Genomic DNA, 15921 nt, shown 5'->3' on the forward strand with positions numbered 1-15921 from the left:
TTTTTAGTTGTTTTTCCAAGCTATCAGGGCAGCATTTCCCTTTGATAATTCTTCTACTTTCTTAATCCAAGCCAATTCATTTTGCGCCTTTGCCCGCAAGAAAGAATTTTCGGTGTCAGTTAATGACAAGCAAGCATTCACGATCCACCATTTATTATTAATCCCGGCACGTTGTAAATCCATTTGCAAACGTTCGGCTTCAAATACGGGTGTTGCTTCGGGCAGGGTCACAATAACGACTTCTGTTTCCTGCTGGTTTCTCAAACGTGGTAACAGCTTTCTTACGGAAGCGGGAGTGTCGCCATGTGTACGTTGCACTTCTTTATGGTAACTTTCCGTTGCATCCAGCAATAACAAAGTGTGTCCGGTAGGTGCGGTATCAATTACTACGACTTCATTTTCCGCCTTATCGACAATTTCAGCGAAAGCCCGGAATACTGCGATTTCCTGCGTACACGGTGAACGTAAATCTTCCTCTATATATTCCATATCTTCGGCTGTCATTGTTTCCGCAGCTTTACTGCGAACCTCGTTTTTATAGACTTCCAATACTTCCGCTTCATCAATACGGCTTACCGTAATGCCTGCCTGAACAGCAAGGTTATAATTCAGATGGTTTGCCGGGTCGGTGGTGGTAAGATGCACCTTTGCGCCAAGTTTTGTTAATTTTAGGGCTATTTCAGTGGCTAAAGTGGTTTTTCCCACGCCGCCTTTTCCCATAGTAAAAACAACCCTTTTCCCTGACAGATAAAGGTCGTTTACCAGTTCATCTAACCCTTTGGCATCGGTAATCTGCTGATAATTCGCATCATTTGTTAAATTATCGTTGTAAAGCATCCGGCGGATATTCGCAATATTAGATAAATTGTATGACCGTAAAGGAACATAATAAGACGGATATGCCAACAGTTCCGCAGGGGTCTGTTTCAGGGCGTTTTGCTGTCTGGCATATATTTGTTTCGATACGCTGTCGGCTTCATCTAATTGCAGCAAAAGCCCGTTGATTACCAATAGCTGGTTTTTAATTCCCAGTAATTGCAATTCATGTGAAGAACGTGCGGCTTCTTTTAATGGTGCGATTTCGGGACGACTAACCAACACTAAGCGGGTTGCGTTTGCATCCGAAAGAGTTTCAACGGCCTGCTTATAGATGCCTTTTCGTTCTTCCAAACCGGATAATTGACCTAAGCAAGATGCACCGTGCGTACTCTCACTAATAAATGTACTCCACGCTGACGGCAGTTGTAGCATTCGTAACGTGTGTCCCGTGGGGGCTGTATCAAAGATGATATGGTCGTATTCCTTTGCTTTATTGGCATCCGTGATAAAATCGGAAAACTGGTTAAAAGCCGCAATTTCTACCGTGCAAGAGCCTGAAAGTTGTTCTTCCATATTCTGAATAACACTTTCGGGCAGTTGTCCCCGGAAAGGAGCAATAACGCTTTCCCTGTATTCGGCTGCGGCTTGTTCCGGGTCGAGATTAACGACCGTTAAGCCGGGTACTTCTTGAATATCCGTACCGTGTCCGTTCAGTGTTTGATTAAACACGTCTTGCAGGTTTGAAGCCGGGTCTGTACTGATAAGAAGTATTTTCTTCCCATTATCTGCCAAACCTACCGCAGTAGCACAAGCAATCGAAGTTTTTCCTACACCGCCCTTTCCGGTAAAGAAAAGGTATTTCGTCAAATCTATATCTGATAAATTGAATGTTTCCATTTTTATATAATTAGCTGGTGAATACTCATTTTACCGGCATATAATCCAAATTGATACCCGTCCATTCACTCATTTGTTTAGTGGTAGGATAGATTTTTGAAACTGCGATTTCGCCATCCACTAAAGTAATAGGCAGTGCATCCGCCCCATGTTGTTGCAGATGCTCGTTTACTGTTTTATTACTTACATACACTTGCGGTTCGTCACGTAAATTGTGACGGGTAACGATGATACCCTGTTTCTTCAATGTTTCAATGACAACCGCAATACGCATTAACTCAGGGTCAATATTTGTTCCACAAAGACCCGTAGGGCAACACATTGCCGGGTCGAAAATTTCTATCTTTTTCATACTGTTTTTATTTAAAATGAAACTCTATATGTTTATTTATAGATAAAAGACTAATGCATAATAAATTCCTACCGCAATAAAGAGGATGGCAACAATTTTACGAAACCATTTCTCGAATATTTGTATCCGGTTATAAAACTTACCCAATCCGGCAACACTGTACGCTAAAATCCATGCAACAAGGATTACGGGTAATCCCGTAGCAATAGCGTAAATTACAGGTAAGAGATACCCGCCCGTTTCCGCTGCTGACAAAGGCATAAGCATACCGAAATAAAATACTCCACTGGTAGGACAAAAAGCAAGGGCGAATAAAATACCCAATAGCATAGCCCCCCAACCGCCTTTAGTTCTCTTTTTCAAACTTTCACCGCCGATATTGATTTTCGGCAGATTGAGTTTTATTATATCGAGCATAAATATTCCAATGATGATTAACGCCGGAGCAATCAGCATTTCCCCGTACTTACTTACGGCTTTTTGAACCATAAACATACTTGCTCCCTCACGGAGAATAGGGATAAGGATAAAGCCAAGAACTGTATAGCTTACTATTCTGCCGAAAGTATAAAGCAATCCGTTTATAAATATTCGGTGACGGTTTTCTATGTCCTTGCTAATAAATCCTATTGCCGTTATGTTGGTCGCTAACGGGCATGGGCTGACTGATGTTAAAATCCCCAATATAAAAGCTGTAATAGCAGGAATAGAACTGTTATCTAATAGCGATTGAAGAAAATCCATCTTACAACTGTTTTAACAATTCGTCAATCTTGCTTTTAATTCCCTCTTTAAACTTGTCTGGTGCATTTTTCGCATTGGAAAAACTAAACTCGGTCATGTTGTTTACATTCTCTTTGCCGTTTTTCCAACCGTTAACGAACAAAGACGACCATGTAACTTCGTACTTGTCAGCAATCGCTTCATTTTCTTTCTTTGAAATATCTATCACTTTATAGATGATTTTACCGTCTGCTTTTTCTTTTGAATAAAGGCTATCCAAAAGGGCTACTGTATTTGCTTCTATCGCCCGGCAAGTGATACACCGTTGAGCTCCATGAAAATAAAGAACTTCTATGCGGTTAGTCTGTGTTTCTTCCGCTTGGTTTTCTCCGGTCTTTTTCTTTGAACCATTACCACAGGAAACTAAGACCAGCGTTGCAATCAGTAGATAAAATAATTTTCTCATAGTTCATTTTTATTTTGTTATTAACCCTTTCACTTCTGCAAGAGATAACTTTTTTCCGGCTGATACGACTTTCTCGTCAATCACCAAAGCTGGAAGCCCTAAAATGTTATACTCCATGATTTTCAATAAATCTTCCTCTTTGATAAGGGTTGCATCGCAACCTAATTCTGAAATAGCTTGTTTGGTGGTTTCGTACAAGGCTTTACAGCTTGAACACCCAGTTCCTAATACTTTAATTTCCATTGTCATTCTACTTTAAAGTTAATATAATAATCGTAATTCGTAGAACTACGAACGAAGATTCTAAAAAAAGGTACTGCTATTCACAGCACGATGTACCTTTACATTTACAATCCCCTAAAAAAGCTGTAAACAATTTTCGGGCAAGTTCCCAGTTCTCCCGGTTTATACAATACCGGACTTTGGGCGTTTCTATTTCCCCCTGAATTAAGCCAGCTTCTTTCAATTCTTTCAAATGCTGCGAAACGGTTGCTTTAGCAATAGGTAGTTCTTCGTGAATATCACCGAAGAAGCAACTATCTTGTTTTGCCAAGAAAGCAAGAATAGCCATCCGTGCAGGATGTCCCATTGCTTTGGCAAACCGAGCAATCTGTTCCTGCTCTGTTGTGTACTGTTTCTCTTTCATTCCAATTCTCCTTTTTATTGTTCGTAAAATTACGAACATTGTTTTAAATAGCCAAATTTTTCGGCATATTTTTTTCGGATAGGTGCAAGTATATATCTATATATATATATAGCTTGCACCTTGCATCTAAGCTGAAACATTTATATACAGAGATTTGCGTAATTTTAAAAAATGTGGGCCACAATGCCGTAGAATAGTTTCAGATTTCCATTCTCATCGGTTGCATCGCCCAGTTTCTGCATGGTGTACATTTGCAAATATTTATACTATGAATCATCAGCTACAGTTGCTGAATCCCCCAAAGATTCTCTGGGGCATTTGGAGTTTTTTTCCTACTTTTGCAGCCGTTATTCCAACTTAATACACTGACATTTATGATCAAACAGTTCTTTTCGTTGATGAGGCGATACATTGCGCCCTATCGCAAATACCTGACTTGGGCGTTGATATTGAACTTCGTTTCCCAATGGTTGAACGTATTCTCTTTTGCCGCTATCATCCCTATTCTGAACATCTTGTTCAAAATCGACACAAAGACCTATGAGTACATCCCCATGGAGTGGAACCATCTGGACAAGGACGTGTTGATCAACAATGCTTATTACTACATCAGCCAGATTATCTATACGCACGGCGCATTCATCACCCTCATCATCATGGGGTGCATCCTCATCGTGATGACCCTGCTCAAGACCGCCGGCTATTTTGCCTCATCAGCCGTCATGGTACCGCTCCGCACCGGTATCGTCCGCGATATCCGCATCCAGGTATACAACAAGGTGCTGCGCCTGCCGCTGAGCTTCTTCTCGGAAGAGCGGAAGGGTGACATCATTGCCCGTATGAGTGCCGACGTGACTGTGGTGGAGAACTCGCTGACCAGCTCCATCGACATGCTGATCCGCAACCCGATAGCCTTGCTCGTGTGCTTCATCACCCTGTTCACCATCAGCTGGAAGATGACCCTGTTCGTGCTCGTGGTACTGCCTCTGGCAGGATGGATCATGGGTACGGTGAGCCGCAAGCTGAAACGTCAGTCCACGGAGGCACAGTCACAGTGGGGCGACATCATGTCCCAGCTCGACGAGACGTTGGGCGGACTGCGCATCATCAAGGCTTTCATTGCCGAACGGAAAATGGCAGACCGTTTTGAGAAGACCAACAACGAGTTCCGCCGTGCCATGAACGAGATGGTCATCCGCCAAAGCTCTGCCCACCCGATGAGTGAGTTCCTGGGTACGTGTGTCATCGTCATCGTGCTGTGGTTCGGAGGTTCGCTCATCCTGAACACGGAATATGCGCCGATGGATGCCGCCACCTTCATCTTCTACCTCGTCATCCTCTACAGCATCATCAACCCGCTGAAGGAGTTTGCCAAAGCGTTCTACAACGTCCCCCTGGGACTGGGAGGCATGGAGCGCATCGACATGATCCTGAAAGCCGAGAACCCCATCAAGGAACCTGCCCAGCCGAAACCGCTCGACGAGTTCCGGGAGCAACTGGAGTTCCGCAACGTGGGCTTCAGCTACCTCCCCGGACGTCCTGTCCTGAAACACATCAACCTGACCGTAGCCAAAGGCAAGACCGTCGCCCTCGTGGGACAATCCGGTTCCGGAAAGTCGACGATGGTAGACCTTGTACCCCGCTATCACGATGTCTCGGAAGGTGAGCTGCTCATCGACGGCAAGAACGTGAAGGACGTGTCCATCAGCAGCCTGCGTTCGCTCATCGGCAATGTCAACCAGGAAGCCATCCTCTTCAACGACACGTTCTACAACAACATCACCTTCGGTGTGGAAAATGCGACCATGGAACAGGTCATCGAGGCTGCCAAGATTGCCAATGCGCATGAGTTCATCATGGAGACGGAAAAGGGTTATGACACCATGATCGGCGACCGCGGAGGCCGACTCTCCGGCGGACAACGCCAACGTGTGAGCATCGCCCGTGCCATCCTGAAGAATCCACCCATCCTCATCCTCGACGAAGCGACGTCGGCACTCGACACCGAGTCTGAACGTCTGGTACAGGAGGCACTGGAACGCCTGATGAAGTCGCGCACGACCATCGCCATCGCCCACCGCCTGAGCACCATCAAGAACGCTGACGAAATCTGTGTGCTCTATGAAGGCGAAATCGTGGAACGTGGTACCCACGAGGAACTGCTGGCACTGAACGGGTACTACAAGAAACTGAACGACATGCAGAGTTTGTAAAAGAATGCCTTTATGAAACTGAGCATCATCACCATCTGCCTGAACAACCTGGAGGAACTGAAGCGTACGGTTGCTTCAGTCCTCCAACAAACCTGCAAGGAGTTTGAGTACATTATCATCGACGGTGGCTCCACGGATGGCTGCAAAGAATATATCGAAGGACTGGCCGGCGTCAGCCAATGGATAAGCGAACCCGACAAGGGAATCTATAACGCCATGAACAAAGGAATACGCATCGCCGGTGGAGAATATGTCTTGTTCTTGAATTCGGGAGATGAGCTCTACAATGACGGGGTACTGGCAGAAGCACTTCCCTTATTAAAAGGAGAAGATTTCTATGTCGGACACTCCATGCTGAACCGCAACGGAAAATCAACCCTGCGAAAGACCCCTCAACAAATGTCAGTCCGCTTCCTCCTGGAAGACTCCATCATGCATCAAGCCACCTTCACACGTTCCGCTCTTCTGAAAGAACGTCCATACAACGAGCAACACAAAATCGTGTCCGACTGGGAATACTTTCTGCAGGAATGGGTGCTGCACAACCGTTCCTACGTTCCACTTGACATCGTGATTTCCACCTTTTACCTGGGAGGCATATCGAGCAATGAGAAGAGTGCGCGCCTGAACGACGCAGAAAGAAAAGAAGTCATCGATGCCCTGCTCCCTCCCCGCGTACAGGCAGAGATATGCAATCATGACGCCTACTACCTGTTTGATGAAAAGCTGGAAAAGAAAATACAGAAAGCCCTGTCCCTGCCTCCCATCCAACGGGACATCAAGCTACTAAGGAATGCCTTCAAATTCATGTGGAAAGACATCTGGAAGGCATGCCGCAAATCGTCCTGAACCGGCTAAATGCCATGATTCCCAGTAGGAACAGACGATTTGCACGTATATTCCTACCGGGAATCAGATCGACAGATTTCAACATCCTCGCATTGTGAGGCTCATTTCCGTTGGTATTCTTCCAGCACTTTCCGATAGACAGCCTCCGTAGCCTCAGCTGCCTTATCCCATGAGAACAGTTTCAACCGTTCATTGCCCAGACGCACCAGTTCCTCACGCTTTTGCGGACTGTCCAGTACGGAGCGAATTGCCTCAAACATCGAATCCTCAGAATAGGGGTCAAAATAGCAACCGGCCTCTCCTGCAATCTCCGGAAAACAGCTTGTATTGCTGAGAACCACCGGACACTGACAGGCGTAAGCCTCCAGTATAGGTATACCAAAACCCTCATACAAGGACGGATAAACAAAACAGAGGGCACGAGCATATAGTTCGCCCAACTCCTTGTCGGAAGCCTTAAGACAGAGAAGGCATTCCCCCAAGCCCAACTCTTCGATGGCAGCCCTTTCCTGGGCATCAAACCTGCGACCGGTACACACCACATATAAATCAGGATATACCTCACGCAGTTTGACAAAGGCCTTCATGAAACGCCAGAAGTTCTTGTACAAGGAGCGTTCCCCTACATACAGGACGAAATGTTCAGGCAATTTCAGATTGAATCTACCGGTATGCGGCTTCATGCTGGTGCTGTGATAAATGACGTCAATCTTCTCCGGGGCTATATGCAACAGCTCCACAATATCCTTCTTGGTATTTTCACTTATGGCAATGATGCGGGAAGCGCGGGTGATAACCTCTTTCTTCTCCCGGATGTACCGCTCGGCATCCGGAATCCAGTCAGCAAAGCGTTCATGAATCATGTCATGCACCGTTATGACATAAGGTGCCTCCCCAATGTATTTGAGAAAATAAGGGTCATAATAAGTAGGATGAAAGACATAGTTGGTCTGCTCTCTCAGAGAACGGATTGACAGACGGTAGTTCTTGTGTTTGCACCACTCGCCATAATGCTTGTAGAGGAAACGGAAGATCGGCACACGGTGCTTCCCCAGGTTCCAGGTCGTCAGGTAGTAATTGATGGTATAGCGTATCGCAATGTCATAACTGAGGTGCAGCCGGCGGATGATTTCACAGAAATAACGGGATATTCCTCCAAACCGCTGCATCTGGAAAGCCTGATAATCATAGAGCACATGCGGCTTATGCTCATTCCTCAAAAACAAAGAATAGAATAGTCTATGCATAATTATAAACTAGTTTAGTGTTGGTTATCTTCAAAAAGGCTTCATTCTTCCCGGAACAGATGGAGCAATGTATCTTTATGCCTGCTCCAATCCAATGTTGTCGAGAAATAGTCTTTTACCTGTTGCTGACACTGCTTATAGAAGGCCGTATCACATACCAGCCGGTTGATATGTCCGGCAAATGCAGCTGCATCATCGGCCACCAGACAGCCATTGCGCGTTTTATCCGGCAAACCGTCAACTCCCCTTGACGTACAGACCACAGGTATGCCATAACTCATCGCCTCAACGACCTTGATTTTCATCCCGGTTCCATTTAACAAGGGACAGATGATGATATCCGTATGCCGATACATCTCATCCAAATCGGGTACATAATCTATTTGATGCAGATTCGGGTACTCAACATGAAGGTGTCTGTTGACCTTGCCGACCACGGTCAGTTCCACTTCTGGCGACAGGCTGGGATATACCTCCTGCAGAAACCACTTCATCCCCTCTATGTTATAAGGATTGTCATACCCCACAAACACCACACGAGGGTGCTTCAACGTATCCGGTTCCGATGTCTCCACCACCTTACGCTCCACAATATGAGGAAGAAAGTCTACGTGATGCCGACCTTTCATCAGCTTCTCTATCCATATTTTCTCATCATACGAGATACAGGCAATGCGGTCAAAAACGGATATACGCTTCATTTCATCATCAAGCAAGCTCCCGATCGCACTACTTTGTCCGGATACATAGGCTCCTACGGACAAAAGGTCTTCCATGAAATAAATCTTGCAGACGCCTTCATGTCCCCGATAATTTTCCGGTAGAAGCAAATCGGCCGTATAAGCATAAAACATGACAATATGCGTATAATCTCCGGCAGACACTATTTCATTGAATTGCTTCACCATACCGGGAGTTACCCAATTGTCCAGCGTCTCTTGACGGTGGCGCCCCAACAACCTGTTAAGGCGCCTCTTCCGTTTGGAATACCGGCGGACTTCAGCATAATCATACAGATAAAGCTTGTCCACCAGTGACTCTTCTTTATTCAATGCCGCAAATCCATCATACCGGGACACAAAGTTGCTTAACGCATACAGGTCAATCGTGTATCCCATCCGGCATAATTCCCGTGCCAATGCACGAATACGGGTATTTGTACCCATAGTATGCTCCAGGAAGTTGTGCGGATAAACAAATAAGATTTTCTTCATCATGGCATCTATTATTTCGCATATACAGGACAACCTGCTTCCTTGACTTTCCACAACGGCAACACACCGAACAGATAATACTTGGTCTTGTTGCCTCTCATGCGGCTTTTCAAAACGGGAAGAAAGCCGAACAGGTAATACCGCTTGTCCGAATGCTGACGTGCCTGCATACGCCGGACGTACTCTTCAATCAAGGCATGTTGCCCGTACCGGGCAGGAACCCTGCATATCAGATCCAACTGTGCGTCAGGAGCCAGTTCTTCGAAAAAGCGTCTGTCCCAAAGCAAGAAACAATCATGTTGGCTCAACCCTACATGCTGTCCTATATACAGATAAAAAGCGGTTGAATGGTCGATGCGCGACTGATGCTGGCATTGTGAGGAATACCCTCCGACCCGATAAGTCACCAACTCATCATTCACCACCACGAAACGGGTATTCAGGGCACACAGATGAATCATCATTTCCGTATCTGCCGAAACTTTATAGTCCAGATTAAATCCACCCAGACTACGCAACAGTTCCGTACGGACAAACATCGTCTGGTGGCAATAATGGGACGCCCACGGCAAACGGGATAAATCGCCGGTCCATACCACTTCTTTTCCATCCGGATATTTCAAGACCGCATTCCCAAAAGAGTAGTCTGCGCCCTCCTTCTCCAATTGTTCCACACTCAGACGAACAGCCAACGGATTGTGAAAGAAATCATCGGTATTCAGGAAATTCACATACTTCCCTTTTGCTTTTGCCAGTCCCTTGTTCATGGCATCATAAATGCCCTTATCCGGTTCTGAGTATACCTTTATGTATCCTTTTTCCACATAAGGCTGCAAAAATTCAAGCGTACCGTCGTCCGACGCACCGTCAATCACCAAATGTTCAATGGAAGGATAACGCTGGCGGTGCACACTTTCGATGCATTCCTTGGCATATGCTTCACGTTTCTCCCTAAGCAGATTCCGGGTAATGGTGACAATTGTAACTAACGGATAAGATGTGTTGTCTCCTGTATTCATAGGATGGATTTAGAGAATTAGATTAGAATAGTTTAGTGTTTGTTTTCAAATCAAGTATGCCCGTCAATACCCCGTTCGCAACGTATTCGTTTCTGCGTCATGGTCGAGTGGAGGATTTCATCATTACGCTCCACACTTCCGCGTGACCGCCATTCATGGTAAAGATGAAAAGCAATGGCGGAAAATTTGATGACGCGTTTGCGAATACCGGAATTGATCAGCCGCTCGGCGAGTTCATTGTCTTCACGTCCCCATCCGGTAATGGCCTCATCATAGCCATTGACTGCAAAAATATCCTTTCGCCAAAAGGCCATATTACAGCCCCGCACATAGAGTGTGTCATGTTGCCGGTAGTTCTCCTGGCTCTTTGTCAGAAACGGAAGCCGCAAACCATTCAGGCGGTTGTGAAGTCCGGGAGTGAACAGCGAGAATCTCCACCGATGTGCCCTGAGCAGGCGTTGGGTCAGCTCTTTGCCAATGACAACCCGGCTGCCTGTGACAAAACTTCCTTCCCGTGCAAAATGGAGATGGTCTTCCACAAAATGACGGTTCAGAATGATGTCACCGTCAATCTGAATGATATAAGGATGAGAAACTTGCAGAAAGGCCTGGTTCATGATTTGTGTCTTGCGGAAACCGTCGTCTTCATGCCAGACATGAAGCAGCGGCACGGGACACCGTTGGCGGAATGCCTCGATCAACCGACGTGTGTCATCACGCGAACCGTCGTCTGCAATGATTACTTCGTCGGGAAGCACGGTCTGATGCAGCACACTCTCCAGACAAAGAGAAAGCGCTTCCGGCCAATTGTAGGTAGATATAATCAAGGATGTGCTAAGCTGCATACATTCCATTTTGAGTTTCTTCGATTCGTCCGCATCATCTCTCCTTCTTCCCTTTCACAATCCCATTCTCACACCAGGAACGATGCTCGGCAATGACCTCGTCGAGCACCTGGTTATGGAACTCCAGGTTGGCACGGGAGGCGGGCTTGTGATAGAGGTGATACTCCACCCCGCCTGCCTTGAGGAACTTTTTCTTCACTCCGGCAAATATCAGGCGGTAGGCTATTTCAGTATCTTCCTGTCCCCACATGGTGAGGTCCTCGTTGTAACCGTTGACCTTCAGGAGGTCCTCTTTCCAGAATGCCATGTTGCACCCACGCAGGCGCTTGATGTTCTTCGGGAAATAGCGTTTCTCCAGATAACGGCGTACCCACTTGGAACGGAAGGAGTTGAGCATATACATGAACGTCAGCTGAAAAAAGTAGGGGCGGAACTTGCCCTTCGTCTTGAAGAAACGTTCCGTCTGATGGGGATCGACACCAACACGGCTACCGCAGACAAAGTAGTCTTTCTCGGCCAGCTCCAGATGGTCGGCTATGAAATGCTTGTCGAGTACGACATCGCCGTCAATCTGTATGATGTAAGGATGGGAGACTTTCATGATGGCCTTGTTGAGGATTTCCGTCTTGCGGAAGCCTCGGTCCTCGTGCCACACATGAACGATGGGTATGTCTGTTTCCTGGCGCAGCTCTTCGATCATCTCACGCGTATCGTCGCGCGAACCGTCGTCCGCAATGACAATCTCGGCAGGCTTGACTGTCTGACGGAATACACTACGGACACAAAGAGCCAGCGCATCTTTCCAGTTATACGTAGAGATTAGTACCGAAACAAACATAGAATATTTTTCTAATAAAAAACAATTGATGTATCCGTTAGTATCTCACACTTTTCATACACTCTTTCAGCAGAAGGACCTGTTGAAAAGTGCACAAAGATACATATAATATAAAGACCCGGACTGATTCAAGTCCGTTTTTTCACTCCAGCGGTCTTGCTACTGCTAAAAATGAGCAGTTTGACAGCTGAGGGGTACATGTCTTTATATGCAATAAATGTATAAGAGAGAAAAACACTGCATCATCAAATGTTAAAAATGCACTTGAGACAAAGTCCTCCCGACAATCTCTCAAGTGCACCTGAGCCTACGATGCATCAGAACATATAGGCAACGGAAATCTGCCAAGTTTTCAATTTTGCGGACAAAGCATCTTCGCCGGCCTGCAAGACACCCTCATATTCGGCGGTCTTGCCTAAGGGGATGTTATAGATGACACCGGCCTGCAGATGGCGGAGAATCTTAAGACCGGCTCCGAGATTCAGACTCAGGTTGGAGTTCTTGAAAGCAAACTTGCCGCCATTCCCCATCTGAACTTCATCGTCGTTCAGTCCAAAACCAAATTGGGGACCAGCCGCGATATAGACGCCCAACATGCTGCCCAAGCCGATGTTATACTTCAGGTTGATGGGAATTTCAAACGAACGGCGCTTCAGCGTTTCATCATCTCCCTTCAGTCCGGTCTGCGAATAGAGCAAGGAACCGTCGATGCCCAGTCCCACCAGGGGAATGGTGAACTCTGCCGTCGGGCCGATAAAGAAACCTGTGAAATTGTCTGATTTCAGATTGCCACCTTTAAAGGATGCTTTCGCCAAGCTTACACCACCGCGCACACCCCATTGGAACTGGGCGTGTGAAGGAACTGCCACACAAAGTGCGGCCACAATCAGCAGGATACTCCAAAATTTCTTCATAATATTCTGTTTTTACGATTCAGACAATCGGCCGACATGACAGCTAACAGTTCAGACAGACATCGGAAGATTGATGGTTACAAAGGTATATCAATTTTCCATATTCCTTACATCAGACACTGTATATTTTGGTAAAAAATCAATATTATGCTATAGAATCATCCTTTTTCATATCGGGGATACAAACCCACAAGTCATTACAAGATTACAACAGACGGATGGAACGAAACAGTAAGAATTTACCATCCAAAAGAATAACTCTTCGCCGGGAAATAAATGGAGAATCCAAAACTTCCTGTTACTTTTGCGACATGAATCTCTCAACGTATATGAATTACTCATCCAAATTGTTTCTGGCTTTTCTGACAGCCTTCCTGCTGACCGGCAACTTGTCGGCAGGATGTCGGATTGAACGTCGGGTGATGCCCTGCAAGTTGTTGCAGGGAATTACAGAACGGGAATACTCCGTCTGCCTCCCGGCAAGTTATGATTCCCAAAAGGAACGGACCTATCCAGTGCTCTACCTGCTGCATGGCGGAGGGTGCCACCACACGGAATGGGAAGAGAACGGACGGTTGCAGGCCGTCGTGGACAGCCTGGTGGCACGGAAAGAAATGGAGGAAATGATTATTGTCTGTCCGGAAGCCTGCAAGGACAACATGATTTGGTTCAATGCGCCTCATTGGACCTATGAAGACTACTTTTTCCGGGAACTTATTCCCTACATCGAGCGCACTTATCGGGTAAAAGCCGACCGCAATCACCGCGGCGTGGCTGGTTTCTCCATAGGAGGTGGGGCTGCCGTAGTCTATGGGCTGCACCACCCCGAACTGTTCAGCATGGTGTTCGACATGAGCGGATACCTGCGACGCCAACCTCTCGAATTCCTGAAAAACGACCCGTCAGCAGAATGGCGGCAACAGGTGGTGGAGGACCATAATCCAATCCGGACGATAGAGAACGCCTCCCCGCAACAGGTACAGGCATGGAAGACCGTCCGATGGTTTGTGGATTGTGGAGACCAGGATTTCACCCTGGAAGGGAACATGGACCTGGTCAAGGCTTTCCGCCAGCAAGGCATCGGCTACCAGATGCGCGTCAGGTCAGGAGGTCATGACTGGAACTATTGGCACAGTTCGCTGGACCTGGCACTGACCTACTTCACACAGTGCCTGCCACAGGATTCATAAACGCTCCAATACGACATCCCCTCTCAAAGCAGACGCCGGCTGAGGTAACGCACCGGATACCAGACTGAAAGAAAGCCGACAACGACCACGGTAACAAACACCAGCAAGACATCGGAGGCATGCACGCTGACCGGATAGGCATCCACGACGAAATTGTCGGTCGAGCCACCCAGAGTGAGCAGTCCGAAACGCTGTTGGATGTAGCAGAGAGCCAGTCCGAGAACGATACCGATGACCGCACCGATAAGCGAAATCATGCGTCCTTCAAAGAGAAAGATACGCACAATCAGGTGATCGCTCGCTCCCAGGTTGCGCAGGGTAGCGACATCCCGCTTCTTGTCGATAATCAGCATGGAGAGTGAGCCAATCACATTGAAGCAGGCAATCATCAGGATGAAGGTCAGGAAGAGGTAGGAAATCAGCTTCTCTATCTCCATGATACGGAATACGTCAGCCTGCTGCTCATAGCGGTCTGCCACCACGAAGCCATCTCCCAGGATGCGACTGATTTCCTCTTTGACTTTTCCAGTCGAACTGCCCGGACGCAACTTCAGTTCCACGGCAGACACCTCTGTGGTATAGTCGAAGAGACGCCGCGCAAAATCGAGTGACACCAGGATGTAGGCATCGTCGTATTTCTGCTGGTTGACAATGAAAGCCACTCCAGGTGAATAGAGATAGGAACGGTTGAAACTGGCCGACGGGTTCGCCAGGTTGACCTTGGCGTTCCGTTTGGGAGCATAGACCTCCAACGGGTCGACGAAAGCAAGGCCGGAGCCCAAGACCGAGGTCAGCTGGATGCCGGGAATCCCGTAATCCGCCACTTCATCATGGAGCATGAACTTCCCCCGACCGTACAGAATACTGTCGATGGCGACCAGCTGCTCAAAGTTGTCTTCCACCCCCTTCAGTGTCACCATCGCCTGCTTGTTTTTATACTGCACCATGGCATTCTCCTCCAAGGTACAGGTGAACACGTCTACATCGGGCAATGCCTTGACACGGGCAAGCCGCTCATCCTGCGAATCGAACACCTTGCCCTCCTTGACCGTGATTTTCAGCTCCGGGTCGAACGAGGTGAAGAAACCTGCCACCAGTTCCTGAAATCCGTTGAACACCGACAGGGTGCACACCAGTGCCAATGTGGCAAGTGCTACACCACAGACGGAAATGCCGGAAATGATGTTGATGGCATGGTGCGACTTCTTTGAGAAGAGATACCTCTTCGCAATGTAAAAGGGCAGATTCATTCTTTCAACAGCTCATCAATCTTCTCCAGGTAATCCAATGAATCATCGATGAAGAAGCGCAATTCTGGGATGATGCGCAGCTGATGGCGGACACGGTTGCCCAGTTCGAAGCGGATGGCTTTGGCATGAGCATTGATATTGTCCAGAATTTCCTGTCCGCGGTCCGAAGGGAAGATGCTCAGGTAAGCACGTGCCACACTCATGTCAGGACTGATGCGTACGACGCTCACCGACACCAGAACGCCTCCCATCGCCTGGGTCTGTTTCTGGAAGATGTCGCTCAACTCCTTCTGAAGCAAGCGCGCGATTTTGTTCTGTCTGGTTGTTTCCATATATACTAAGGTATTTAAATCAGTTGGCAAGCGGACAAGCCGATAATCCTTTCACTGACAGAAAAGCCTTATCCCGTTTGTAGACTCGTCCACTTGTCAACTGTGAT

17 protein-coding genes are annotated in these 15921 nt (G+C 47.1%); 3 read left to right on the plus strand and 14 right to left on the minus strand.

All coding sequences use genetic code 11. The features are described from left to right. Positions 1-3 precede the first annotated feature (3 nt). The 6 genes from arsA to M3087_RS10650 all read right to left on the minus strand — a co-directional run bounded on the left by arsA (position 4) and on the right by M3087_RS10650 (position 3903). A complete protein-coding gene (gene arsA / locus M3087_RS10625) occupies positions 4-1716 on the minus strand; it encodes an arsenical pump-driving ATPase (RefSeq protein ID WP_249095628.1) in 1713 nt (570 codons plus the stop codon). 25 nt (positions 1717-1741) lie between these two features. Further along, positions 1742-2068, minus strand: coding sequence for an arsenite efflux transporter metallochaperone ArsD (arsD, locus tag M3087_RS10630; RefSeq protein ID WP_249095630.1), 327 nt, complete (start codon positions 2066-2068; stop codon positions 1742-1744). A gap of 36 nt (positions 2069-2104) precedes the next feature. Further along, positions 2105-2812, minus strand: a complete 708-nt coding sequence (locus M3087_RS10635; protein WP_249095632.1) for an aromatic aminobenezylarsenical efflux permease ArsG family transporter — start codon at positions 2810-2812, stop codon at positions 2105-2107. A gap of 1 nt (position 2813) precedes the next feature. After that, positions 2814-3257, minus strand: coding sequence for a nitrophenyl compound nitroreductase subunit ArsF family protein (locus M3087_RS10640; RefSeq protein WP_249095633.1), 444 nt, complete (start codon positions 3255-3257; stop codon positions 2814-2816). Between the two features lie 9 nt (positions 3258-3266). After that, positions 3267-3500, minus strand: coding sequence for a thioredoxin family protein (locus M3087_RS10645; RefSeq protein WP_249095636.1), 234 nt, complete (start codon positions 3498-3500; stop codon positions 3267-3269). A gap of 76 nt (positions 3501-3576) precedes the next feature. Continuing rightward, positions 3577-3903, minus strand: coding sequence for an ArsR/SmtB family transcription factor (locus tag M3087_RS10650; RefSeq protein ID WP_249095638.1), 327 nt, complete (start codon positions 3901-3903; stop codon positions 3577-3579). A 374-nt stretch (positions 3904-4277) separates the two neighbouring features. On the opposite strand from M3087_RS10650, the gene M3087_RS10655 reads away from it, so the two are divergent. Further along, positions 4278-6116: an ABC transporter ATP-binding protein gene (locus M3087_RS10655; RefSeq protein ID WP_106484333.1), complete on the plus strand. Its 1839-nt coding sequence runs from the start codon at positions 4278-4280 to the stop codon at positions 6114-6116. A 12-nt stretch (positions 6117-6128) separates the two neighbouring features. Next, entirely contained in the window at positions 6129-6965 is an 837-nt protein-coding gene (locus tag M3087_RS10660; RefSeq protein ID WP_106484332.1) for a glycosyltransferase family 2 protein, read from the plus strand. Between the two features lie 101 nt (positions 6966-7066). On the opposite strand, the gene M3087_RS10665 is transcribed toward M3087_RS10660, so the two are convergent. The 6 genes from M3087_RS10665 to M3087_RS10690 all read right to left on the minus strand — a co-directional run bounded on the left by M3087_RS10665 (position 7067) and on the right by M3087_RS10690 (position 13042). Further along, positions 7067-8212: a glycosyltransferase family 4 protein gene (locus tag M3087_RS10665; RefSeq protein WP_249095641.1), complete on the minus strand. Its 1146-nt coding sequence runs from the start codon at positions 8210-8212 to the stop codon at positions 7067-7069. A gap of 41 nt (positions 8213-8253) precedes the next feature. Continuing rightward, the gene (locus tag M3087_RS10670) at positions 8254-9429 is read right to left on the minus strand and encodes a glycosyltransferase (protein WP_249095643.1); all 1176 of its coding nucleotides are present in this window, start codon (positions 9427-9429) and stop codon (positions 8254-8256) included. Between the two features lie 8 nt (positions 9430-9437). Continuing rightward, positions 9438-10445, minus strand: coding sequence for a glycosyltransferase family 2 protein (locus M3087_RS10675; protein ID WP_022385646.1), 1008 nt, complete (start codon positions 10443-10445; stop codon positions 9438-9440). A 50-nt stretch (positions 10446-10495) separates the two neighbouring features. Beyond that, positions 10496-11290, minus strand: a complete 795-nt coding sequence (locus tag M3087_RS10680; RefSeq protein WP_249095644.1) for a glycosyltransferase family 2 protein — start codon at positions 11288-11290, stop codon at positions 10496-10498. Positions 11291-11324: 34 nt separating this feature from the next. Then, a complete protein-coding gene (locus M3087_RS10685; protein ID WP_249095646.1) occupies positions 11325-12128 on the minus strand; it encodes a glycosyltransferase family 2 protein in 804 nt (267 codons plus the stop codon). Between the two features lie 317 nt (positions 12129-12445). Then, the gene (locus M3087_RS10690) at positions 12446-13042 is read right to left on the minus strand and encodes a porin family protein (protein WP_249095649.1); all 597 of its coding nucleotides are present in this window, start codon (positions 13040-13042) and stop codon (positions 12446-12448) included. A 329-nt stretch (positions 13043-13371) separates the two neighbouring features. On the opposite strand from M3087_RS10690, the gene M3087_RS10695 reads away from it, so the two are divergent. After that, positions 13372-14232, plus strand: a complete 861-nt coding sequence (locus tag M3087_RS10695) for an alpha/beta hydrolase (RefSeq protein WP_249095651.1) — start codon at positions 13372-13374, stop codon at positions 14230-14232. A 23-nt stretch (positions 14233-14255) separates the two neighbouring features. On the opposite strand, the gene M3087_RS10700 is transcribed toward M3087_RS10695, so the two are convergent. Continuing rightward, positions 14256-15482 carry an FtsX-like permease family protein gene (locus tag M3087_RS10700; RefSeq protein ID WP_106484325.1) on the minus strand — a complete coding sequence of 409 codons (1227 nt, stop codon included), beginning with the start codon at positions 15480-15482 and terminating at the stop codon, positions 14256-14258. After that, the gene (gene rbfA / locus M3087_RS10705; RefSeq protein ID WP_022385652.1) at positions 15479-15814 is read right to left on the minus strand and encodes a 30S ribosome-binding factor RbfA; all 336 of its coding nucleotides are present in this window, start codon (positions 15812-15814) and stop codon (positions 15479-15481) included. The genes M3087_RS10700 and rbfA overlap by 4 nt, the downstream gene beginning before the upstream one ends. Positions 15815-15921: the final 107 nt, after the last annotated feature.

Source organism: Mediterranea sp. ET5 (assembly GCF_023337025.1).
Taxonomy (GTDB): Bacteria; Bacteroidota; Bacteroidia; order Bacteroidales; family Bacteroidaceae; genus Phocaeicola_A.